The organism is Chryseobacterium sp. ON_d1, assembly GCF_006829085.1.
Taxonomy (GTDB): Bacteria; Bacteroidota; Bacteroidia; order Flavobacteriales; family Weeksellaceae; genus Chryseobacterium.
On the sequence record NZ_BJTC01000015.1, the window covers coordinates 60,196 to 82,365 of the forward strand.

A 22,170-nucleotide genomic window follows, 5' to 3' on the forward strand; every position below is an offset into this window, starting at 1 on the left:
TGTTGTAAAATACTTTGCTTTTAACCGCACAAATTTAGTTATTTTTGCATTATGGAATGGTTTGAATCTTGGTTTGATACCCCTTATTATCATTTGCTTTATAGCAACAGAGACTATACTGAAGCTGAAAACTTCATCACAAAGCTTACTGCGGACCTTCAGCTTCCGCCTCAGTCGAAAATCATAGATCTTGCCTGTGGTAAGGGAAGACACTCTGTTTTCCTTAATAAATTAGGGTATGACGTTCTGGGTCTTGACCTTTCAAGACAAAGTATTGAATCTGACAAACAGTATGAAAATCAAACTTTGATTTTTGAAGTTCATGATATGAGAAACCCTATTGATGCAGATCCGATGGATGCAGTATTCAATTTATTTACAAGTTTCGGGTATTTTGATAATGAAAGCGATGATAAAAAAGTGTTTCAATCCGTTTACAATGTATTGAAACCCGGAGGATATTTTGTACTGGATTATTTGAATGAAGAGTTTGTAAGAAGTACCTTAGTCCCTGAAACTACGATTACCCGTGGTGATATCGAATTCAGGATCCTGAAAAAGATCGAAGGCAGACATATCATCAAAGATATCCGTTTTGAAGCAGATGGCAAGCCTTTTCATTTCTTTGAAAAAGTAAAACTTCACACCTTGGAAGCCATCCATGCCTATGCATCTGAATGCGGCTTTGAAAGAATAAAAATCTGGGGGGATTATCAGCTGAATGAATTTAAAAAAGAAAATTCCCCGCGTTGCATCAATTTATTTAAGAAAAAATAATGACAACAGTACTTTTACTGATTTTAAGTGTAATTACAGGAGTATTTCTGGGAAAGCACTTTGGTAAAAAAGAAAAACTGGCCAAAAATCTTCTGATATTAAGTGCTGGTTTTTTAATTACGATCTGTCTCAATGAAGTCTTTCCGCAGGTTTATACCTCTTCCGGAAGCAGTAGCCTTGGGATATTTGTGATCGCAGGAGTTCTGCTCCAGATGATTCTGGAAGCTCTTACCAAGGGTTTTGAACATGGACACTTCCATCATCACAGTGAGCATAATATCCTCCCTGTTGCTTTAATGGTGGGATTATTTATTCATGCCTTTATTGAAGGAATTCCTCTTGCCAATGAAGAACATGAACTTTCTCCTTATCTTTGGGGGATTGTATTTCACAATCTTCCGATTTCATTTATTTTAGGAGCATTTTTATTTAACAGGAAAGGAGAATCAAAAGCTTCTTCATCTTACCCTTCCATTCTTATTGTAGCCTTATTTGCTCTGGCGTCTCCCATGGGAATGTTATTAGGAAATTATTTCAATCCGGATCTTCAGCCTTATTTCCTGGCTGTCGTAGGTGGGATTTTCCTGCATATTTCATCTGTTATTATTTTTGAAAGCAATAAAAATCATAATATAGACTGGGTAAAGATCGGGCTGGTTGTCTTAGGAGTTTCACTTGCATTGATGATGCATGTTTTTCACCAGCATCCTGCTGACGTTCATTCTCATTAAATAAAAATAAAAAAGTTCCGGAATCCGGAACTTTTTTTATCATATATTCTTAGTTATCAAAGCTTAGAACTTCCATCCTACAGTAAGGAAGAAATTATTTCTGTTACTTTTTACATCACTTACTGCATACGAATCACTTTCAAAGATTTTACTCGAAGAATAGTAAGATGAATCAAAATTATCACCCATATAGCCTCTCATAAAAGGATTGGTATATTTTGATGAAATATTCTGATAAGATGCATCTACATAGAACGATTTGAAGTCATATCCGATACCCAATGAAAGTGTATTTCTGTCACTCAGCATCAGGTTGCTGTAAGACTGATCTCCTACGGCTCCCGCATCATTAAATCTGCTGATGGTAAGCGCATCAAAAGGACTGGACTGATAAGAATATCCTCCTCTCAATCTGAACTGCTGTACTCTGTACTCAGCTCCTACTCTTACTTCAGAAAGATTCTTGTAGTTCTCCTTAAAGAAATCATTCAATTCCCTTTCTGCACCTCCATATACTTTATAATCAGGTTTTGTAAGTCCCAGTGTATAATCTACGTTCAATGAGAAATTTTTACTTGCTACAAAAGCCGCACTCACAGTTGCTTTAAGCGGTGAAGTAAATTTTCTGTTTTCAGCTCCTATATCATCCCCGTAAGTAGCATCGTTATAGAAATAATAATTTCTGTCTATTGACCAGAATGTAGGAGTTTCAAGAGACGCTCCCACCCTGAAATTCGGACTTAGCTTTCCAATTACCCCTAATGAAGCAGAAAAACCTGAAGATCGTTCTGAATAAGGAGTATCCTGCTTACTGAATGCCTCTGTAGAATTATTGGTAAGGTTACGGTAAAATAAAGTATCATATTGATCAATAGAAGCATTAAAGAAATTGAAGCCTGCTCCTAAATATAAATTATGATTATAATTCGCCCCAACCCCAAAGCTCATTTTAGACAGGTTACCATATCTTTCATACATATGCCCTGCCAAAGAAGCATCTTTAGTGATATCATCTTTATCAAAAGCATACACGATATTATTATTACCCGGTGACTGAATAACATTATCCAGCTGCTGATTGGAAAAATTGATACCAATATTAATAAACTTCCATGCCGTTTCTGTCATCAGAGGAAATGCAATAATCCCTCCTGCATTACCAAGATCACCTTTTGTTTTACTATAATCTATTGTAGATCCTGCCCAGGAACTGCTGTTTTTATTTCCTAAAATAGATAAAGTTCCTGAAACCTCTCCTGAAATAGCTACCCCTAAACCTGCCGGGTTGGTAAGCAATGAGTTTGCATCCCCACCAAGCGCACCATTAGCTCCAGCCATTGCATTAAACTTAGCCGATCCCACCATAGGAGTATTTGAGTAAACATCCACGGTATTTCTTATCACAGAAACATCCTGAGCCTGCGCATAAAATGCAGCAGAAATACTCATTATTACTAAAGATTTTTTTAACATTATTTTTAAATAGTTTATTAGTTTGAAAATTATCTGAAGCCACCTCTGCCTCCGCCGCCGGATCTCATTCCGCCTCCGCCGCCGGAACCACCTCTGAAGCCGCCTCCGCCGCCATTGAAGCCTCCGCTGGATCTGAAGCCTCCTGAATCATTAGATCTGAAGCCTCCATTGCTGTTATTATATCTTGGCTGTGATTGCTGATAATTATAGTTAGGTCTTGTTTGTGGTGCCGAATTACGGAATCCTCCATTGGATTGTGAATTTCTGAAGCCACCTGAGTTGCTGTTTCTGAAACCACCTGAATTCCCATCTCTGAAACCTCCATTACTATTTCTGAAACCACCATTTGAGTTAGCATCTCTGAAGCCTCCGTTATTGGTATTCCTGAAACCGCCATTTCCGTTACTGTTTCTGAAACCTGAATTATTGGTATTCGTTCTGTATACTGCGTTGGCGACACCAGTATTCTGGAATCCACCGCCACTCACACCACTTCTTCTGTAGACAGGTCTGTTGTAGTAACCTCCACCCCAGTAGCCACCTCCGTAGCCCCAGTATGGACTTCCATAATAACCTCCCCAGAATGGATCATAATAGCCTCCCCAATAAGGAGAATAGCCCCAATATGGACTTCCCCATCCGAAAGAGCCGCCCCAGCCCCATCCGAATGATCCGCCCCAACCCCAGGATAGGTTTGCACCCCAGCCCCAGCCACGGTTCCAGCCCCAATATGGGCTATAACCGCCATACCAGCCCCAAGGAGATCCCCATCCCCATGAGTTGTCATAATAGTTGGTCTGGGATCCGGCATAGATTCCCCAATCAGAATCCGTTGCATTGGAATTCCAGTTGGTATTTGTATTACTCCAGTCATTATATCTGTTCTGTTGCTCTCTGGAATTCGCTTCTGCATTTTGAATAACATTGGAATCCTGATAGTAGTCATAATATTCTCCTACTCTGTTTCCGCTATCATTGATGATAACTCCTTCAGGTAGCGTATCCTTATTGGGGTCGTAATACACCCCGTCTGTCTCGCTATACCCTCCCATCTGAGCACCACAAGACACAAGCAATAATCCGCCTGACACAGCCAGAATCCCTTTGGATCTTAGCAGATCAAGCAAATTTTTATGTATATTTCTTTTCATGATAACGTAAAAATTTTTAATTTAAATTATATTTGCAATCTGTACCAAAAATGTACCAAAACACCGGTAGAAAAATCTATCAAAAATAGATTTTTATTTTTAGATAACAATAATGTACAAAAGTTAAAAAAATTTAAAAAAATAATGGCAAAATTAACCTCAAGAAGCGAAGATTACAGCAAATGGTATAATGAGTTGGTTGTAAAAGCTGATTTAGCTGAAAATTCAGGTGTGCGCGGATGTATGGTGATCAAACCGTACGGCTATGCAATCTGGGAAAAAATGCGTGATGAAATGGATAAAAAATTCAAAGAAACAGGTCACGTTAACGCATACTTCCCGCTTTTTGTGCCCAAGAGCTTGTTTGAGGCAGAGGAAAAAAATGCAGAAGGTTTTGCAAAAGAATGCGCTGTTGTTACCCACTACAGGTTAAAAACCGATCCGGACAACCCATCCAAACTGATTGTAGATCCGGATGCAAAACTGGAAGAGGAACTTATCGTTCGTCCTACTTCAGAAGCAATTATCTGGAATACATATAAAAACTGGATCCAGTCTTACAGAGACTTACCGATATTGATCAACCAATGGGCTAATGTGGTTCGCTGGGAAATGAGAACACGTCTTTTCTTAAGAACAGCAGAGTTCTTATGGCAGGAAGGGCACACTGCTCACGCTACAAAAGATGAAGCAGTTGAAGAAGCAGAAAAAATGAATAAAGTATATGCTGATTTTGCAGAAAACTTTATGGCGATCCCAGTTATTCAAGGATTAAAAACTCCTTCTGAGAGATTTGCAGGAGCTGATGAAACGTATTGCATAGAAGCTTTAATGCAGGATGGAAAGGCTTTACAGGCCGGAACTTCACACTTCTTGGGTCAGAATTTCGCAAAAGCATTTGACGTAAAATTCACCAATAAAGAAGGCAAAATTGAGCATGCATGGGCTACTTCATGGGGAACATCAACCCGACTGATGGGAGCTTTGATTATGACGCATTCTGATGATTTCGGATTGGTACTGCCTCCTACTCTTGCCCCAATCCAGGTAGTGATTGTACCTATCTTCAAAGGGGAAGAGCAGCTGGAGCAGATCAGCGAAGTCGCTTTGGATATTCAGGCTAAACTGAGAGCAAAAGGAATTTCTGTGAAATTTGATAACGACACTCAAAACAAACCAGGATGGAAATTTGCAGAATATGAATTGAAAGGGGTACCTGTAAGAATTGCCATGGGACCAAGAGATCTGGAGAATAAATCTGTGGAAATCGCAAGAAGGGATAACCTGACTAAAGAAGTTCGTTCTATTGAAGGATTGGATTCGTATATTGAAGATCTATTGAAAACCATTCAGCAGGATATTTACAATAAAGCATTTGAATTCAGAAAAAATAATATCACAAAAGTGGATACTTATGAAGAATTCAAAAAAGTTCTTGAAGAGAAAGGTGGTTTCATCTATGCTCATTGGGATGGTACTGCTGAGGAAGAGGAACAGATTAAAGATGAAACAAAGGCAACCATCAGATGTATTCCTTTGGATGATGATGTAGAAGAAGGAATTTCATTGATCTCCGGAAAACCGTCTAAGAGACGTGTGTTATTCGCAAAAGCTTATTAATAATTTTAATGATTTAAAAAAAAAGCATTAATTTTCAAAGAAATATTCAAAAAAAAGTGACATTTGGACGGATTTTTGTTTAAATTTATCTCAACATTAATCAAAAAAATTTATTATTATGTCTTTAAATGTCATTGATTTAATTAAAGGACAATTAGGTCCCGCTCTGGTTTCACAAGCTGCATCGCAGTTTGGAGAAAGTGAATCCGGTATTTCTAAAGCAATTGGCGGATTGTTACCTGCGGTAGTAGGTGGATTGGCCAATAATGCAGATAAGCCTGGCGTTGTGGATGCAATTACACAAGCATCTTCAAGCGGAATTTTAGGAAACTTATTGGGCGGTTCGTCTAATAATTCTATTATTTCAAACCTGCTGTCTTCAATTTTTGGAGATAAGGTAGGTGCATTGGTAAATTCCATTGCCAGTTTTTCAGGAGTGAGTAACACCACTGCAGGTTCTTTATTAAACCTGGTGACTGGAGCTACAGTAGGCACTGTTGGAAAATACGCAGCAGACAATAATTTGGGTGCTTCAGGTATTTCCAGCTTACTGAATGATCAGAAAGGCATTATTTCTTCTCTATTGCCCGCAGGTCTTTCTTTAGCTTCCTTTGGATTAGGAGCTGAAAACTGGTTTGGCCAGGCAAAAGAAACAGTTTCTTCAGTAACATCCACTGCTAAAGATAATATTGCAGAAGGGGTTGCTACAGCAAGAGAAAATGTTGCAGAAGGAGCAAGAGAAGTGAGAGAAAGATTTGAAAATAACAACAATAATAATCAAGGCGGAGGTTCAATCTGGAAATGGTTGCTTCCGCTTTTATTATTGATAGCAGCTGCTTATTTCTTATGGAAACAGTGTGAGAAAAAGCAGACAACTACAACAACTACCGCTACATCTGATTCAGCCGCAACTGGTTCAACTACTGATACCGCTGCTGCAACAGGAACGGGAACAGCAACCCCTGCTCCTGCAACTGCAAAAACAGATGAAAACATTGATCTTAACGGAGTAATGTTAAAAGGGTACAAAGGCGGAATGGAAGATCAGATGATTACTTTCCTGAAATCCGGAGGGTATAAAAATGCTGCTGATGACGCTGCGTTGAAAAATAAATGGTACGATTTCGATCACGTTAATTTCAAAATGGGAAGCTCTACTGAACTTGAAGCAGGTTCACAAGGCCAGCTGGATAACCTGGTAGCTATCCTTAAAGCTTTCCCTGAAGCGAAAATCAAAATCGGAGGTTATACAGATAAAACCGGAAACGAAGCTTCAAACGTAAAATTATCAAAAGCCAGAGCTGAATTTATCAAGGCTGCTCTAGGCAAAGCAGGAGTTGGAGCTCAGGTAATTGCTGCTGACGGATACGGAAGCCAATTTGCTAAAGTAGACGCTAAAGCTTCTGATGCGGAAAGAGCTGCTGACAGAAAAATGTCTGTAAGATTTGCCAAATAATCTTTAGACTCAATAAAAATTAGATCCCGGGAATGATTTCCCGGGATTTTTTCATGCAGTGATTTTTCTATTTACATTTATTTAATTAAATTTGTTAGTCATTTCTAACATTTATGAATTTCAATATAAAAAGCGCCTGGCGAAAAGATAAAACCAATCATTCCTTATCAGAGGTTTATTCATCGATCAAAGTACCCAAAAATGCAACTTTCTGGAGAAAATATCTTGCCTTTGCAGGACCAGGACTGATGATTGCAGTAGGCTATATGGATCCGGGAAACTGGGCAACGGATATTGCAGGAGGAGCCCAGTTTGGATATACACTCCTTTCGGTTATTCTTATTTCCAATATTTTTGCGATGGTTTTACAGCACTTATCTGTGAAACTCGGAGTTGTTGCCGAAAGAGATCTTGCACAGGCGTGCAGGGACCACTTCAGTCCAACCACCAATTTTATACTTTGGCTATTCTGTGAAATTGCCATTGCTGCCTGCGATCTCGCGGAAGTCATCGGCTCAGCGATTGCTTTAAACCTGTTGTTTCATATCCCTCTCACCTGGGGTATTGTCATCACAACAGTGGATGTATTAATTATCCTTTTGCTTCAGGCTAAAGGTTTCCGATGGATTGAGAGTATTGTAGGGGGGCTTATATTCATCATTCTGGCTTGTTTTGTGTATGAAATTGTAATTTCCAAACCAGCATTCAATGAAATTCTGGGAGGGCTGGTCCCACAAAAAGAAATTATTCAGAATCCTGCTATGCTTTATATTGCGATCGGGATTTTAGGAGCTACCGTAATGCCTCACAACCTGTATCTGCACAGCAGTATTGTGCAAACCAGAGATTATACCCGTGATACCAAAGGAAAAAAAGAAGCCATTAAGTTTGCCACCATAGACAGTACGGTTTCACTGATGCTGGCTTTCTTCATCAATGCCGCAATACTTATTCTGGCAGCAGCTACATTCCATACTACCGGGAATGAACATGTGGCTGATATTCATGACGCCTACAAAATGCTCACCCCTATCTTGGGAGCTTCCATGGCAAGTATTGCGTTTGCAATTGCATTACTGGCTTCCGGACAAAACTCTACACTGACAGGGACACTTGCGGGACAGATCGTCATGGAAGGATTTCTGAATATCAGATTAAAACCTTGGCTGAGAAGATTAATCACAAGGCTTATTGCTGTCATTCCGGCGCTTATTGTTGCTATTCTTTACGGAGAGCAGGGAACCACTGAATTATTGGTTTTAAGTCAGGTAATTCTTTCCATGCAGTTGAGTTTTGCTGTTGTTCCGCTGGTGATGTTTACCAATGACAAAGCCAAAATGGGTGAGTTTGTCAATAAACCTTTCCTGAAAATCTGTGTATGGATTATTTCCATGATCATTATTGTATTAAATCTGTATCTTTTGTATCAGACATTTACAGGAAAATAAAAAGTGATGCTCAGTTTTCATAGCTAAAGTGAATGGTCAATGGTCAGTTTTTACTTTGTAAAATCAATTTTTATACACACTCTTATAAATTCACAGGCGAAGCCAATTGACATATTCCCTATTCATCACTCCGCTCACCTGCTCACCATTTTTCTGCCTTAATGTCCTGATTTTAGATTTGGCAGGCTCTTTGTCAAACAATCTGTAAATAAATATTGAATTATGGAAAACCAGGATATTAACGAAGAAAGCATCAATAATCAGGAAGAAAACAATGTTCAGAATGACGCAACTTCTCAGGACAATGTGACAGCTGCACCTTCTCCGGAAGAACTTTTGGCAGAAGAAAAAGACCGTTACATCAGATTGTATGCTGAATTCGAAAATTATAAAAAAAGAACGACTAAAGAGAAGATGGAATTCTTCCAGTATGCCAATCAGGAAATGATGGTTTCAATGTTAGGCGTTTTAGATGATTTTGAAAGAGCACTGAAAGAAATTGCTAAAAACGGAAATCCGGCTGATCTGCAGGGTGTTGAACTGATCTATCAGAAATTCAAGAATAAACTTACCGAAAAAGGCTTAAAAACAATGGAAGTAAAGGCTGGTGATAGCTTTGATGTTGATTTCCATGAAGCGATTACCCAGATTCCTGCTCCATCGGAAGATTTGAAAGGAAAAATCGTAGACGTTATTGAAACAGGATATACTTTAAATGATAAAGTAATCCGTTTTGCAAAAGTAGTAACAGGAAATTAAAATTCATAAATGATAAATGATGAGTGATAATTGATGAATATTTCACTTATTAGCTTTAATGTATCTTTTATCATTTATCAATAATCAATTATAAAATTGTCATGTCAAAAAGAGATTATTACGAGGTTCTTGAGATCAGCAAATCTGCATCAGGCGACGAAATAAAAAAAGCATACCGTAAAATGGCCATCAAATATCACCCGGATAAAAATCCAGGAGATAAAGAGGCTGAAGAAAAATTTAAAGAAGCTGCTGAAGCTTATGAAGTTCTTAGCGATGATCAGAAGCGTGCCAGATATGACCAGTTCGGCCATGCCGGAATGGGCGGAAATGGAGGTTTCGGAGGCGGAGGCTTCGGAGGCGGAATGAATATGGAAGATATTTTCAGCCAGTTTGGAGATATTTTCGGAGGCGGTTTCGGAGGATTTGGTGGTGGTGGCGGCCGCCAGCAGGTGAAGGGTTCCAATTTAAGAATCAGAATCAAGCTGAATCTTGAAGAAATGGTCAACGGAACTCAGAAAACCATTAAAGTGAAAAAAATGAAGATGGCGGAAGGCGCTACTTCAAAAACATGTCCAACCTGTAACGGTTCCGGTGTTCAGCTGAAAGTAATGAATACGATGTTTGGCCAGATGCAGACGCAGACTACCTGCAGTACCTGCCAGGGAATCGGTAAAGTCGCCGATAAAATTCCTGCGGGTGCCAACGCACAGGGGCTTGTTAAAGATGAGGAGGAAATTACAATCAACATTCCTGCAGGGGCAAGAGACGGTATTCAGCTTAATGTAAGAGGAAAAGGAAATGATGCGCCGTTCGGAGGAACTCCGGGGGATTTATTGGTAATCATTGAAGAGGAAGTAGACCAAACTATCAAGAGAGAAGGAGACAATCTTCACCAGGAGCTTTACGTTTCATTTGCTGAAGCTGCTTTGGGAACCAAAAAGGAAATCCCTACAGTAGGCGGAAAAGTAAAAATTACTGTTGATCCGGGAACACAGTCCGGAAAGATCTTAAGATTGGCAGGAAAGGGACTTCCAAGTATTGACAGCTACGGAAAAGGAGATATGTTTATTCACATCAATGTATGGACACCACAGAAACTTACCAAAGAACAGAAAGACTTCTTTGAAAAGCAGATGTCCAGCGGAGAAATGGTTGCAGAGCCATCCGGAAAGGAAAAAACTTTTTTTGATAAAGTAAAAGATTTATTCAACTAAAAATATAAAAAAGGATTCTTAAGGGAATCCTTTTTCTGTAATTGCCTGGTTTCATCTTTCTATGACTTCTTATTTTTTTATATTTGGTTTTAAATTACACTGATCAAATTTACTGTAAGAAAAATGGATACCAGAATAGTATTTTTAAATGCCTGCAACGAAATTGCTGCTCAGCTTGAGGGCTTCAAAACACTTGAAAAAGGTCAAAGGCTTAAGAAAATTTCGATGGATAAAGATATCTCTTTTGAGATTTATTTTCAGTCAAGTTTCAGGAATGATTCTTCATCTATTCAGATACTTCCCCATATCAATATATATTCTAAAATATTAAAAAAATGGCAAATTGAACAGAGAAAAAATGAATATTCGCAAGGATTGATCTATGGGAATCAGATTGGTTATTTAACTCCCTATAATAAATGGAAAGAATGGAATTTAGCCGGTTTATCTTATAAAAACTCAATTATTGAAATTACAGAAAGCATAAAACAATACATATTCTCTATTTTTGAAATTTTCAGTTCTAAAGAAAATGCCATCGATTTTTTAAAGAACAATGGGACAAAATTTAATCTATGGACAGAAGATTCCATTTCTCCTTTAGAATTTCTGCTCTGTTTTTCTGAAAAAGAGACTGCTGGAATCTTTTTAAACAATTTTGTACATAATTGCCCCTACAAAGGAAATATTCTCAAGTTGTATGAGAAATTAAAATCTGAGAATGATATTGATCTCAATTATTCTGAGTTTCATGGAGCTGATATCATTAAATTAGCCTATATAAAAGGGTTGAAAATAAAATAACTTTATTATAACTACAGCAGATATTTTATTTTTTTGTTAAGAAAACAAATACCAGACTTACCCTTAACAGGGTAAATGCATTCATGGACTAACATAAGCTTAATTTTTTAGAGGAACTATTTACGGGTAGCCAGGGAATATGCCTTCTTTCCTAACGTAAATACTGCAAAGGCTCCCAATCCGCCAGCAATTCCAAGCGTAAGCTCCTTCAAAACATCCGGCCAAGTTGGAAATATGCCATGGAAAAATTCAATCCTGTGCAGAAAAATTCCACCAGCAACCATTATTAAAGCAATTGTTCCGACTACTCCTAATATTTTAATAACAATAGGTAAAGCCTTCACTAATAGATGGCCAAGCTTTCCGAAAAAACCTTTATCATGACTTTTTTTTATTAATTTAAACCCTGCATCATCCATTCTTACGATCAAAGCTACAATTCCATACACTCCAACAGTAGCCATAAATGCCACCAAGCTCGTTACTAAAATCTGCGTAATGAAAGGATGGCTTTCTTCCAGTACAGTTCCTAAAGCAATAATAACGATCTCAATTGATAAAATAAAATCTGTTGTAATTGCCGATTTCACTTTCTCTTTTTCTATTTCTTCAGAACTTTTTTTGTCTTCTGCAATTTCTTCTATAACTTCATGTCCCTTTTTGTCACGGTGAAAAAGAAATTCTATTATTTTTTCAACCCCTTCAAAAGCAAGATAGAATCCTCCAAGGATCAATACATAATTAATAGCCGGAGCATACAGCCAATTGAGTAAAAAAACGATAGGCAGAATGATCAGTTTGTTGATAAAAGAACCTTTTGTAATTGCCCATAAAACCGGAATTTCCCTTGAAGAAAGAAAGCCAGTGGCTTTTTCTGCATTTACAGCCAGATCATCTCCTAAAATCCCTGCTGTCTTTTGTGTAGCAACCTTACTGGTAACCGCTACATCATCCATCAATGCTGCAATATCGTCTAAAATTGCAAAAAAGCCTGATGCCATATTTTAATATTTTTTTAATCTTTGTTAAGTTCAGCAAAAATAAATATTTAATTCCGTTTTTGGATTCATAAACTGACAATAATTTTGAAAATGATAAGATTGATTAAGTAGTGCTTAGCTTTCAATATTTTATATCTTTGTTTAAAATCTATCCGATGGATGAAAACTGGGAAACCCAATTACAAAGTATATGGCTAAAACTGGGAACAATAACCCGTGAAGCATTTATTCATCAAATTAAAAATCATGTAGAATTACTTACAGATCCGGATCACCAGGCTATTGCTGATTTTGAAAGAGCCTGTGCTTTTGACTCCACCGGACATGAAAAGGAAGCGGAACCTCTGTACAGATCTGCATTGGATAAGGGACTAACCGGTTTACGAAGAAGGAGAGCAAGGATTCAGCTGGCAAGTACCTTAAGAAATAATGGAAAAACAGAAGAAAGCATCCGTATTTTAAGAGAAGAAAAAGCCAATTATTCTGACGAGCTGGATGATGCGGTAGATTCTTTTTTAGCACTTTCTCTTTCTTCAGCAGGAGAACACAAAGAAGCACTATCCATTGCCCTGAAAGCCATATCAAAACATTTACCGAGATACAATAATTCTTTGCATCGCTATGCTGAAAACCTATAATTTCCTCAAACAACCGCCGGGGTTTCTTCCCATTAAGGGTTCAGCTTCTTACAGACACAGAATTGTATTAACATAACAGAAAATCTGCTTACTTTTAACCGTTTTTAAATATCATATTATGCGACATCAATTTCATATTTTAACTTTAGGATATCTGTTCTTCTTCAGTATATTCTGTCCTGCTTTAAAAGCACAGACACAACCAGATATCGCCAATATTAATCAGGATAAGAAAAAAGAAGAAATAGATGGCATTATAAAGGCATATGCTGCAATTAATAAGTTTAATGGAACTGCCTTCATCCATTATCAGCATAAAAATATTTTTGAAAAATCATATGGCTGGCAGGATGCAGAAAAAAAGATTCCCAATCAGAACACAAGTGTTTATCAGATTGCTTCTTTAACCAAATCTTTCACCGCTTTAATTATTGTAAAGCTCAGTGAAGAGGGAAAGCTGTCTTTTAAAGATCCTATATCAAAATTTATTGCTGATTATCCCAGAGGAAAAGAAATTACCGTTGAGCATCTCCTTACCCACACCTCCGGAATTTATGAAGTATTACGCAATAAAGAATATTTCAGCCTTCTTCATACCGGAAAGATCATTGATAAAGATAAAGAACTTTCTTTTTTTAAGAATGAACCCCTGGATTTCGAACCCGGTACTCAGTTTTCCTATACCAACTCAGGATATATTTTATTGGGTCTTATCATTGAAAAACTGACTGGACTTTCTTATGAAAATGCAGTAAGGAAAATCATCTTAAATCCTTTAAAGATGACTCATACCGGCTTTAACTATATGGCTCTGAAAAGTCCGTATAAAACAGTTCCTTATTCTTATATTTCAAAAACAAAACAGGAAAAAACCGAAGTCTGGAATTCCACATTGACCGGCCCTGCAGGACAGATCTACAGTACCGCTGAAGACCTGTATAATTATTATAAAGGATTGAGAGATTATAAAATAGTTTCCAAAGAATCATTTATGAAAGCGACAACCCCATATCTAAGCGGTTATGGATACGGTTGGTTCATTGATGATCTTTACGGAAAAAAGCTGATCAACCATGGTGGAAATATAGAAGGTTCCACAAGTTATTTTGCCATGCTCCCTAATGATGATCTGTGTATTATCCTTCTCAACAATATCACGAGTAAAAAACTGGAGAAAGCAGGGAATACTATTTTAGCTGCTATTTTAGGACAGCCTTACACGCTTCCGGAGCCAAAGAAAGAAATAATATTAAATCCTGATCAACTACAAAGATATGCAGGTAATTATGGCCTTCCTGATAACAGTATTATTCATATTCTTTACGAAAACGGTCAGCTTTTTATTCAGAACAATAATGATCCTAAAGTAAAAATGCTGCCTGAAAAGGAGGATGCATTTTTCCTGCAGGATGATGACAGTGAGATTTCCTTTACTGTCAAAAAGGGAGAAAAGGACATTATAACCATCAAAAAAGGGCTTTCATCAAAAACAGCAGAAAGACTTTAATCGATCATTGATCATGAAATAATCAATGAATTTTCAGTAAATTTAATTAATGAAAAAACTTATTCTGAGGTATCATTTTTTCGCTATGGGATGCATTGGTTTTATGCTGCAGTCCTGCAATACAAAATTCAGAGTCTGGGTAGGTCCGGGTGGTCAGCAGAAGATTTATAACTTGCAATACGGCGAGCACAAAAGACAGAAAATGGATGTCTTTCTTCCCAAAGATTATGCTGAAGATTCCCCTGTAGTGCTTATTGTTCATGGCGGAGCCTGGACATTAGGTAAAAAAGAACATATGATCCAAATTCAGAAAATGCTTTTTGAAAACAGGATCCCAAGCATCAATATGAACTATAGATTGGTTTCTACAAAGAAAAAAATCACTTATAAACAACAGCTTGAAGATATTGGTCTGGTGATTGAAAAATTTAACTCACTGGCAGACAAAGCGGAACTTCAGCCCAACAATTATATCCTTCTGGGGGAAAGTGCCGGCGGACATCTGGCTCTTCTTTATGGATACCAACATCCTGAACAGATCAAAAAAATCATTTCACTAAGTGGGCCAACCGATTTTTTCAGTTCAGAATATCTTAAATCTTTTTATTCAAAATACACCTCTCCTACTATTCAGAAAGTAGTAGGCACCAAATTTGACCGCAAAAATATTTCTGAAGCCTTTAAGGAAGCCAGTCCTATTGCGAATATCACCAATGTCCCTACGCTGTTATTTCAGGGAAACAACGATGTGCTGGTCAATCAGCATCAGGGAATAGCCATGGATTCAGCGCTTACCCACATGAATGTTCCACACAAGTTCGTTTTCATGAAAGGAGCCGGACATGCCCCAAGGTTCTTCAGCAAAAGAAAAAGAGACAGTATTATTTATCCTAATATCCTGGAATGGATTAAAAAATAGTTATCAATTTAATCCAATAAATAAACTGCTTTTTAAACAATTCGTCCATAAGAATTTTTTACATATCCGGTATAAAAAATTTTATCTGGTAGATGTATCTAAAAAATGCTATGTCCGCAAAGCAATTTTAAAGCTTATATTCTATCGATCGCAAAGACACTTCGTTTAGCAAGGTATAGTACTTAGCTAAGTGAAGCGACTCTGCGAACGAAAAGTAACGGATCATGATAATAACCTTGCGAGCTTTGCGTGATAAAAAATATTTATACACACAAAAAAAGCCATCTCATGATTGAGACGGCTCTATAATTTTAATTGAATTCTTTATTTATTCAAAGTCCTGATCTTCGTATTTGGATAAATCCTCCTTTTTTCCGAAAACAAACTTGATGATTACCGGAAGAGTTGTTACCAGTACAATGACAATAATGATATATTCCAGTTTTTCTTTTAAGTTGATTCCAAACTGTTCCAAAAACAATTTATCAAGATAATGTCCTGCAAAGATCAGAATGAAAGACCATAGCACAGCTCCGATAATATTATCTCTTAAAAACTCTTTTTTATCCATCTTCACGATACCAGCTACAATTGGCGTAAACGTTCTTACAACCGGTAAAAATCTTGCCATGATAATGGCAAGAGCACCGTGTTTCTCAAAGAAATCATGTGCCTGATAAAGATATTTCTTTTTGAAAAGCATTGAATCCGGTCTTTTATATAAAGCAGGACCCGCTTTTCTTCCGAAATAATATCCTACTTCATTTCCAATCACAGCAGCCAGTGCCACACCTGAAGCCAGAAGTGTAGTATCCAGGAAATCACTCCCTGTAGATCCAAAAGTCTCTTTGATGATTTCAACGGCATAAATTCCTGAAACGAATAAAAGTGAATCTCCAGGCAGGAAAAACCCTACAAAAAGACCTGTTTCAGCAAAAACAATGAATAAAATAAGCCAAAACCCTCCCATTTTAATATAAAACTCAGGGTTTAATAAATCCTTCCAGCTATTGAAATCTTCCATAAATATCGATGAACAACAAAAGTAAGCCTAAAATGTCTGAAACAAAAATTAATTATAAGATTTTAACTAAAATTCAAAAACGAATTTTATAAGTCGAGATCATCATCGGAAACAGCCGTTCCATCGGCCATTAAGAATGCTTTCAGAAAAGGGGTGATATTCCCGTTCATGACAGCATCCACATCTGAAGTTTCATGACCTGATCGTACATCTTTTACCAGCTTGTAAGGATGCATTACGTAATTTCTGATCTGGCTTCCCCACTCGATCTTCATCTTGTTGGCTTCAATCTCATTTCTGGCTTTCATACGTTCTTCCAGTTCCATTTCGTAAAGTCTTGAACGTAAGAGTTGCATGGCTTTTTCTTTATTCTGAAGCTGGGAACGGGATTCTGAATTTTCGATGATAATACCGGTTGGTGCGTGACGAAGACGTACAGCTGTTTCTACCTTGTTGACATTCTGCCCTCCTGCTCCGGAAGCTCTCATGGTTTCAAAGCTGATATCAGCCGGGTTGATATTGATCTCAATGGTATCATCTACCAAAGGATATACATATACCGAAACAAAGCTTGTATGACGTTTTGCATTACTGTCAAAAGGTGAGATTCTTACCAGTCTGTGTACTCCGTTTTCTCCTTTCAGATATCCGAAAGCATATTCCCCTTCAATCTCCAGTGTTACGGTTTTCACTCCTGCTACATCCCCTTCCTGAAAGTTCAGTTCGCGGATTTTATAACCCTGCTTTTCTGCCCACATGGTATACATCCTCATCAGCATAGATGCCCAGTCACAACTTTCTGTCCCTCCTGCTCCGGCAGTGATCTGAAGGACTGCAGAAAGCTCATCCCCTTCATTGGAAAGCATATTTTTGAATTCAAGGTCTTCAATTTTTTCTACCAATTGCGGAAATGTTTCATCCAGTTCCTTTTCAGAATCCGGATCTTCTTTGGCAAAATCAGCTAACACCTGCAGATCTTCAAACTGTGTCTGGATCTCATCATAGCTTTCTACCCATTTTTTTTTGGAACGGAGCTGTTTTAAAAATGCTTCAGCCGTTTTTGGATTGTCCCAAAATTCCGGAGCCGCAGTTTTTTCGTCATCATTGGCAATTTCAATCTTCTTTTTCTCAATCTGAAGATATCTGTGTAAATCTTCAATTCTGGATTGAACTTCTTTTATCTGGTCGTTGTTAATCACGAATTTTTCTTTTTGCAAAAATAAGGAATTCTTTTAGAGTGGAGCGTTTTGAGTTTAAAGTTCCTGGTTTTGGATTTGATTAAGGTTTAGAATTTAATTTAGGAAGAGAAGTGTATTTTTACTTTATATTTATGCTTAAAAAAGATTTGAATGAATATCAATGATTTGATTAACGAGCGCAATGGAAACATTGCTAGGTTAAAAAAGCTTATTATTTCAATGAATTTAATGCCCGGACTTTCCAAAAGCAGTTTTGATCATCTAACTGAAAAGCTTTTTCAACAATTGGAAAAAGGAACGGATCAAGATAAGCTTGAAAAAGTTATAGAAACTGAGTTATGTGTTTCTTATGGCCTTTATAAGTCTGAGTTCGATTCCGAAGAAGTGGCATCGGAAATTTTTAGCTGGTGGGAAAATAACAGTCATTGATTACTCCTTTGTTATTTCAGCTTCTAAGGTATTCTTTTGATTTTTTACTTTCTGTTTTGAAGCCTGCCATTGTTAAGATATAAACAAAAAGTAACATCAGCAGAGGCATGAAAAATTCTACAGACATTTTTTTCTCTGTTGAACCGATCATAATGAATATCCCTACTGCAATGGAGCACCAGAATAGTAAAAATACAAGTACAAATACATGTAACTTCATGGTCACCTCTATTTCTGTCCCGTAGTTATTTTTTTGAATAATTCCGCTTATTTGGGGAAGAAAAGAATTTCTATACTGAATAACTCTGCTTATTTCAAAGCTGTCATTATTTACAGATCCTTCATAGTCTTTTGTATAATTCCTTCCAAAACCAAATTTTTTAGGTTCTACAAAACCTGAAAGTCTTGTAAAAACTTCCTGTTCAGACAAATTTGTCCTGTAGGTAATACGTTCAAAAGGTAAATATTTCATTTGTATCTAAATCATTTTTGCTATCTCCTCTCCAATTTTTGGAGCCAGAGCCACTCCCATTCCTGAAAGTCTTACTGCACAAAACTGTCTTTCCGAAATCTGTTTTACAATGGGTGTTTTTTCCAGGCCCATTGCCATTATTCCTGACCAGCGGAGTGCAATTTTAAAGTCATTATGAGGAAGAATAACTTCGCTTAAAAAGTTTTCCAGATGATCCTGCAGAAATTCTGTCGTTTCAAAAGCTATGGTTTCTTCGGTTTTAAAATCCTGATTTCTCCCGCCCCCCAGTAATATTCTGTTTCCCAAGTTCCTGAAATAATAGTAACCTTCATCATAATGAAAGGTTCCTTTTAGTTTTAATCCGTCTATAGGCTCTGTCAAAAGGACCTGTCCACGGGCTGGAACGATATTTTCTTTTTCCAGAAACTTTGAAGTGAAAGCATTGGTACAATAAATCATTTTATCCGCTTTTACGGAAAGATGATCCGAGAGATGAACCTCAATATCTCCTGTTCTTTCTTCAACTTTACTAACTTCTGTTCCGAATAAAAATTCAATTTTCAGTTCATGACACTTTTCCAGCAAATTCTGTAACAGTTTTCCTGAATGCAGACTTCCTTCACAAGGGTTTTCGATGAGAAATTCAGATTTTCCAAGTCCGAATTCCTGTATTTTATCCTTTTTCAGACTGTATGTTTTATCCAGGCCGGTTATTGCTTTCAGCTTTTCATTAACAATAGCGATATGAGATAAAGGCTCTTCATTATTTACAATTTCATAGCCTCCTGTAAGTTCAAAATCAATTTCATCATTTTTAAAATAATGTCGGATTTTCTGAAGGCCGTCAAATCTCATTTTAACGAGACGCAATGTTTTTTCCCAACCCATTGTCTGCGAATCTGCAATCACTTCAGTAAGGCTTCCAAAGCAGGCAAACCCTGCATTTCTTGTTGAGGCTCCTAATGGAATGGTACTCCTTTCAATAATTAAAACAGATTTATCCGGATACTTTTCTTTGACAGATATAGCAGTCCACAGCCCCGAAAATCCGGCACCTATGATGATAATATCCCTTTTTCTGTAGAAAGTGTCCAGTTCCCAGATGCTGTTCATAATTTTTTAAACCTTAAACTTTAAACTTTAAACCTCTCAGTCTTTAAACGTTGAACAATTACCCTTTATCTCCCCCATCATTATGCTGAAACCCGATGGCTCTTTGTGGTTCTTCCACTACTCTGTAAGTCTCCAGTTCATTTTTCAATGCCTGAATTCTGAACTGAAAGTCATCAAAATTATTGATAATAACATCAGCCAGGAATCTTGCTACCTGATCAAGATATTCTTCAGTAAGCTTAGACCCTGCATCTCTTAAAGCTCCGTTTAAAAGATTCTGGTCGATCTTCAGTTTTTCGTTTCTGGTTTTCTGGTAAAGGTTTTTAATTCTTTTCTTTAAGCTTTGGGTAAAATCGATCAGCATGGTATTGCTGAAGGCCTTCATTTTTGAAGAGATGTCATGCCAGAAAGGAACTTTATCTGCTTTGTTGTTTTTAAGAATTTTGTAGAGCAAAGAGTCTTCTTCAAGTCCCCTGGTCATTGCGTAAAGAATAATTTCTGAACGTTCAGAGGCATTAGGAGGAAAAATAGGGATCAGCACGTCAAATCTTCCGGGAGCAAGAATTTCTTCATCAATTTCTGCTACAGAATTAGCTGAGCCTACCATCAGAACTCCTTCTTTTTCAAATTTGCTGATGTAATGCAGAATAAGCTCCTGGGCTTCCAGATTACAGGAAGCAATATCCGTTTCTGCTCTTCGCTGCATCATAATTTCATCAAAGTCATCCAGGAAAAGCAGCATTTTATTTTCCTTCATCATGCTCAGCAGGAAATCACTGAAATTGATTTCATTTCCATCAATCAATGATGTTCCCAGGTAGTGTTTTTTAACTTCTTTAAACTGATATCCGATGATTTCAGCAATCTTGTTGGCCCAGAATATCTTACCGCTCCCGGGAGGCCCGTACAGAATAATGCCTGCAGGCTTGTTGATTCCCCAGTCTTTGATCTGCTGTGGATTAAGGAAAGGTTCCAAAACGCTGGAGGTATAAAAAAACAGATCTCTGTATCCTATGAAATCCCTTTGCTGCAGACTGGTTTTATGTCCGAAATAGTCATACACAAACTGATAGTTTCCTCCCAGTTTGTTATCAATTCCATAACTTGATACGGAAGATTTGAAAAAACCGTTGTCGAAGATATTGAGATTATTGTCTTTGATCACCTTTTCTACCTTATCTTTGGGCTGTTTGATGACTTCAGCAATCTGTTCCAGCGTTTTATTTTTATCAAGATCTTTTTCATAGAGCCTTAAAAAATCGATATTTTCGCGGGCGAATTTTTCAAAATCCTTTTTTACTTCAAAATTAGTGCTTATACAGTCTACCAGTTCAAGATCAAAATCCTGAATAAACTGTTTGATGGCTTCTGCAGAAACATTTAATTCTTCTGCCAGTTCAATTAGCTTCATAACTGTTGATTAATTCTATCAAATTTAATGTATTTACCTATAAATTAATATTGATTTATGATAATTCTGTAACATTCTCTAATTTACATAGACTACTACTATGTAAAACAAATTACATGGAAAAGATTTTATCAGTAAAAAATTTGACGAAAAAATTCAAGAGAGTTGTAGTCAACAATATTTCTTTTGACGTCGAAAGAGGTAATGTTTATGGGCTTCTGGGACCTAATGGAAGCGGGAAATCCACTACTTTTGGGATGCTGCTTTCAACCATTAACCCCACCAGCGGAGACTGGTTCTGGTTTGGTAAGAAAGGAACTGATCCGGACACTTTAAAAAAGATAGGAGCTATTATTGAACAGCCTAACTTTTACCCTTATTTAAGCGCTGAAACCAACCTTAAGATTGTCGCAGAAATTAAAAATGCGCCTTATTCAAGGATTGATGAAGTTTTGAAAACGGTTAATCTGTATGAAAGAAGAACGGATGCTTTCAAAACTTTTTCTTTAGGTATGAAACAGCGCCTTGCCATTGCTTCTGCTATGCTGAACAACCCAGAAGTATTGATTTTAGATGAACCTACCAACGGGCTGGATCCTGAAGGAATCATACAGATCAGAGAAATTATCAGTGATATTGCCAAACAAGGAATCACCATTATTATTGCAAGCCACCTTCTGGATGAAATTGAAAAAATCTGCAGTCATGTGATTGTATTGAAAGAAGGAAATTCCATTTACTGTGGACGGGTGGACGAAATGACTTCCAATAATGGCTATTTTGAACTGAAAGCAGATAACAATACAATACTTTTAAATGCTTTAAATGAACTTCAATGGTTTTCCTCCATCAATCAGGACGGTGACCTTATCAAAGCTCAGATTCGTGATGATGCTTCAATTTCAGCTTCCGCAATGAATCAGAAACTGGCAGAAAAAGGGATTTATCTTTCCCATCTGACCAAGAAAAAACTGTCCCTTGAATCTCAATTCCTTGAACTTGTAAAAAACACCAATTAGTC

The 22,170-nt window shown here is 37.2% G+C and carries 21 protein-coding genes; 13 read left to right on the plus strand and 8 right to left on the minus strand.

Annotation, left to right across the window (positions count from 1 at the left end):
- The first annotated feature begins 51 nt into the window (after positions 1–51).
- Together CRS_RS20825 and CRS_RS20830 are read left to right on the plus strand one after the other, a co-directional pair.
- The gene (locus tag CRS_RS20825; protein ID WP_142725873.1) at positions 52–777 is read left to right on the plus strand and encodes a class I SAM-dependent methyltransferase; all 726 of its coding nucleotides are present in this window, start codon (positions 52–54) and stop codon (positions 775–777) included.
- A complete protein-coding gene (locus CRS_RS20830; protein WP_142725874.1) occupies positions 777–1,508 on the plus strand; it encodes a ZIP family metal transporter in 732 nt (243 codons plus the stop codon). Before CRS_RS20825 ends, CRS_RS20830 begins: the two co-directional genes overlap by 1 nt.
- A 63-nt stretch (positions 1,509–1,571) precedes the next feature.
- On the opposite strand, the gene CRS_RS20835 is transcribed toward CRS_RS20830, so the two are convergent.
- Both CRS_RS20835 and CRS_RS20840 read right to left on the minus strand, forming a co-directional pair.
- Positions 1,572–2,957 carry an OmpP1/FadL family transporter gene (locus tag CRS_RS20835; RefSeq protein ID WP_228451315.1) on the minus strand — a complete coding sequence of 462 codons (1,386 nt, stop codon included), beginning with the start codon at positions 2,955–2,957 and terminating at the stop codon, positions 1,572–1,574.
- Positions 2,958–3,010: 53 nt separating this feature from the next.
- Positions 3,011–4,132: a prolyl-tRNA synthetase gene (locus CRS_RS20840; RefSeq protein ID WP_142725876.1), complete on the minus strand. Its 1,122-nt coding sequence runs from the start codon at positions 4,130–4,132 to the stop codon at positions 3,011–3,013.
- Positions 4,133–4,276: 144 nt separating this feature from the next.
- Here CRS_RS20840 and proS point away from each other — a divergent pair, with 144 nt between their 5' ends.
- The 6 genes from proS (at position 4,277) to CRS_RS20870 (ending at position 11,436) form a co-directional block, all read left to right on the plus strand.
- Positions 4,277–5,752, plus strand: a complete 1,476-nt coding sequence (proS, locus tag CRS_RS20845) for a proline--tRNA ligase (RefSeq protein WP_110009327.1) — start codon at positions 4,277–4,279, stop codon at positions 5,750–5,752.
- A gap of 118 nt (positions 5,753–5,870) precedes the next feature.
- Positions 5,871–7,208, plus strand: coding sequence for an OmpA family protein (locus tag CRS_RS20850; protein ID WP_142725877.1), 1,338 nt, complete (start codon positions 5,871–5,873; stop codon positions 7,206–7,208).
- Between the two features lie 113 nt (positions 7,209–7,321).
- Positions 7,322–8,656, plus strand: coding sequence for an Nramp family divalent metal transporter (locus CRS_RS20855; RefSeq protein WP_142725878.1), 1,335 nt, complete (start codon positions 7,322–7,324; stop codon positions 8,654–8,656).
- 219 nt (positions 8,657–8,875) lie between these two features.
- Positions 8,876–9,415: a nucleotide exchange factor GrpE gene (locus CRS_RS20860; RefSeq protein WP_373995772.1), complete on the plus strand. Its 540-nt coding sequence runs from the start codon at positions 8,876–8,878 to the stop codon at positions 9,413–9,415.
- Between the two features lie 101 nt (positions 9,416–9,516).
- A complete protein-coding gene (gene dnaJ / locus CRS_RS20865; protein WP_142725880.1) occupies positions 9,517–10,632 on the plus strand; it encodes a molecular chaperone DnaJ in 1,116 nt (371 codons plus the stop codon).
- A 123-nt stretch (positions 10,633–10,755) separates the two neighbouring features.
- Positions 10,756–11,436 carry a hypothetical protein gene (locus tag CRS_RS20870; protein ID WP_142725881.1) on the plus strand — a complete coding sequence of 227 codons (681 nt, stop codon included), beginning with the start codon at positions 10,756–10,758 and terminating at the stop codon, positions 11,434–11,436.
- Between the two features lie 116 nt (positions 11,437–11,552).
- Here the strand turns inward: CRS_RS20870 and CRS_RS20875 are convergent, their stop codons facing one another.
- Positions 11,553–12,437: a DUF808 domain-containing protein gene (locus CRS_RS20875; protein ID WP_142725882.1), complete on the minus strand. Its 885-nt coding sequence runs from the start codon at positions 12,435–12,437 to the stop codon at positions 11,553–11,555.
- Positions 12,438–12,592: 155 nt separating this feature from the next.
- On the opposite strand from CRS_RS20875, the gene CRS_RS20880 reads away from it, so the two are divergent.
- The 3 genes from CRS_RS20880 to CRS_RS20890 all read left to right on the plus strand — a co-directional run bounded on the left by CRS_RS20880 (position 12,593) and on the right by CRS_RS20890 (position 15,501).
- A complete protein-coding gene (locus CRS_RS20880; protein WP_172617128.1) occupies positions 12,593–13,075 on the plus strand; it encodes a tetratricopeptide repeat protein in 483 nt (160 codons plus the stop codon).
- 118 nt (positions 13,076–13,193) lie between these two features.
- The gene (locus CRS_RS20885) at positions 13,194–14,582 is read left to right on the plus strand and encodes a serine hydrolase (protein ID WP_142725884.1); all 1,389 of its coding nucleotides are present in this window, start codon (positions 13,194–13,196) and stop codon (positions 14,580–14,582) included.
- A gap of 49 nt (positions 14,583–14,631) precedes the next feature.
- Positions 14,632–15,501 (plus strand): alpha/beta hydrolase, encoded by an 870-nt coding sequence (locus CRS_RS20890; protein WP_142725885.1) that lies wholly within the window; start codon positions 14,632–14,634, stop codon positions 15,499–15,501.
- Positions 15,502–15,829: 328 nt separating this feature from the next.
- On the opposite strand, the gene CRS_RS20895 is transcribed toward CRS_RS20890, so the two are convergent.
- Together CRS_RS20895 and prfB are read right to left on the minus strand one after the other, a co-directional pair.
- Positions 15,830–16,525 carry a DedA family protein gene (locus CRS_RS20895; protein ID WP_142725886.1) on the minus strand — a complete coding sequence of 232 codons (696 nt, stop codon included), beginning with the start codon at positions 16,523–16,525 and terminating at the stop codon, positions 15,830–15,832.
- An 86-nt stretch (positions 16,526–16,611) separates the two neighbouring features.
- Positions 16,612–17,724, minus strand: coding sequence for a peptide chain release factor 2 (gene prfB, locus CRS_RS20900; protein WP_131438467.1), 1,113 nt, complete (start codon positions 17,722–17,724; stop codon positions 16,612–16,614).
- Positions 17,725–17,874: 150 nt separating this feature from the next.
- Here prfB and CRS_RS20905 point away from each other — a divergent pair, with 150 nt between their 5' ends.
- A complete protein-coding gene (locus CRS_RS20905; protein WP_142725887.1) occupies positions 17,875–18,153 on the plus strand; it encodes a hypothetical protein in 279 nt (92 codons plus the stop codon).
- A 16-nt stretch (positions 18,154–18,169) separates the two neighbouring features.
- Here CRS_RS20905 and CRS_RS20910 read toward each other — a convergent pair whose 3' ends face one another.
- The 3 genes from CRS_RS20910 to CRS_RS20920 are packed head-to-tail and all read right to left on the minus strand — an operon-like array spanning position 18,170 to position 21,149.
- Positions 18,170–18,625: a hypothetical protein gene (locus tag CRS_RS20910; RefSeq protein WP_142725888.1), complete on the minus strand. Its 456-nt coding sequence runs from the start codon at positions 18,623–18,625 to the stop codon at positions 18,170–18,172.
- Between the two features lie 6 nt (positions 18,626–18,631).
- Positions 18,632–19,738 (minus strand): FAD-binding oxidoreductase, encoded by a 1,107-nt coding sequence (locus CRS_RS20915; RefSeq protein WP_142725889.1) that lies wholly within the window; start codon positions 19,736–19,738, stop codon positions 18,632–18,634.
- 58 nt (positions 19,739–19,796) lie between these two features.
- Positions 19,797–21,149 (minus strand): ATP-binding protein, encoded by a 1,353-nt coding sequence (locus CRS_RS20920; protein WP_142725890.1) that lies wholly within the window; start codon positions 21,147–21,149, stop codon positions 19,797–19,799.
- A 116-nt stretch (positions 21,150–21,265) separates the two neighbouring features.
- On the opposite strand from CRS_RS20920, the gene CRS_RS20925 reads away from it, so the two are divergent.
- Positions 21,266–22,168 carry an ABC transporter ATP-binding protein gene (locus CRS_RS20925; RefSeq protein WP_142725891.1) on the plus strand — a complete coding sequence of 301 codons (903 nt, stop codon included), beginning with the start codon at positions 21,266–21,268 and terminating at the stop codon, positions 22,166–22,168.
- Positions 22,169–22,170 lie beyond the last annotated feature (2 nt).

Excerpts from the sequence above, each read along its gene's own strand:
- CRS_RS20825 (WP_142725873.1), top strand. The coding sequence starts at position 52 with ATGGAATGGTTTGAATCTTGGTTTGATACCCCTTATTATCATTTGCTT.
- CRS_RS20830 (WP_142725874.1), top strand. The coding sequence starts at position 777 with ATGACAACAGTACTTTTACTGATTTTAAGTGTAATTACAGGAGTATTT.
- CRS_RS20835 (WP_228451315.1), bottom strand. The coding sequence starts at position 2,957 with ATGAGTATTTCTGCTGCATTTTATGCGCAGGCTCAGGATGTTTCTGTG.
- CRS_RS20840 (WP_142725876.1), bottom strand. The coding sequence starts at position 4,132 with ATGAAAAGAAATATACATAAAAATTTGCTTGATCTGCTAAGATCCAAA.
- proS (WP_110009327.1), top strand. The coding sequence starts at position 4,277 with ATGGCAAAATTAACCTCAAGAAGCGAAGATTACAGCAAATGGTATAAT.
- CRS_RS20850 (WP_142725877.1), top strand. The coding sequence starts at position 5,871 with ATGTCTTTAAATGTCATTGATTTAATTAAAGGACAATTAGGTCCCGCT.
- CRS_RS20855 (WP_142725878.1), top strand. The coding sequence starts at position 7,322 with ATGAATTTCAATATAAAAAGCGCCTGGCGAAAAGATAAAACCAATCAT.
- dnaJ (WP_142725880.1), top strand. The coding sequence starts at position 9,517 with ATGTCAAAAAGAGATTATTACGAGGTTCTTGAGATCAGCAAATCTGCA.
- CRS_RS20870 (WP_142725881.1), top strand. The coding sequence starts at position 10,756 with ATGGATACCAGAATAGTATTTTTAAATGCCTGCAACGAAATTGCTGCT.
- CRS_RS20875 (WP_142725882.1), bottom strand. The coding sequence starts at position 12,437 with ATGGCATCAGGCTTTTTTGCAATTTTAGACGATATTGCAGCATTGATG.
- CRS_RS20880 (WP_172617128.1), top strand. The coding sequence starts at position 12,593 with ATGGATGAAAACTGGGAAACCCAATTACAAAGTATATGGCTAAAACTG.
- CRS_RS20885 (WP_142725884.1), top strand. The coding sequence starts at position 13,194 with ATGCGACATCAATTTCATATTTTAACTTTAGGATATCTGTTCTTCTTC.
- CRS_RS20890 (WP_142725885.1), top strand. The coding sequence starts at position 14,632 with ATGAAAAAACTTATTCTGAGGTATCATTTTTTCGCTATGGGATGCATT.
- CRS_RS20895 (WP_142725886.1), bottom strand. The coding sequence starts at position 16,525 with ATGGAAGATTTCAATAGCTGGAAGGATTTATTAAACCCTGAGTTTTAT.
- CRS_RS20905 (WP_142725887.1), top strand. The coding sequence starts at position 17,875 with ATGAATATCAATGATTTGATTAACGAGCGCAATGGAAACATTGCTAGG.
- CRS_RS20910 (WP_142725888.1), bottom strand. The coding sequence starts at position 18,625 with ATGAAATATTTACCTTTTGAACGTATTACCTACAGGACAAATTTGTCT.
- CRS_RS20915 (WP_142725889.1), bottom strand. The coding sequence starts at position 19,738 with ATGAACAGCATCTGGGAACTGGACACTTTCTACAGAAAAAGGGATATT.
- CRS_RS20920 (WP_142725890.1), bottom strand. The coding sequence starts at position 21,149 with ATGAAGCTAATTGAACTGGCAGAAGAATTAAATGTTTCTGCAGAAGCC.
- CRS_RS20925 (WP_142725891.1), top strand. The coding sequence starts at position 21,266 with ATGGAAAAGATTTTATCAGTAAAAAATTTGACGAAAAAATTCAAGAGA.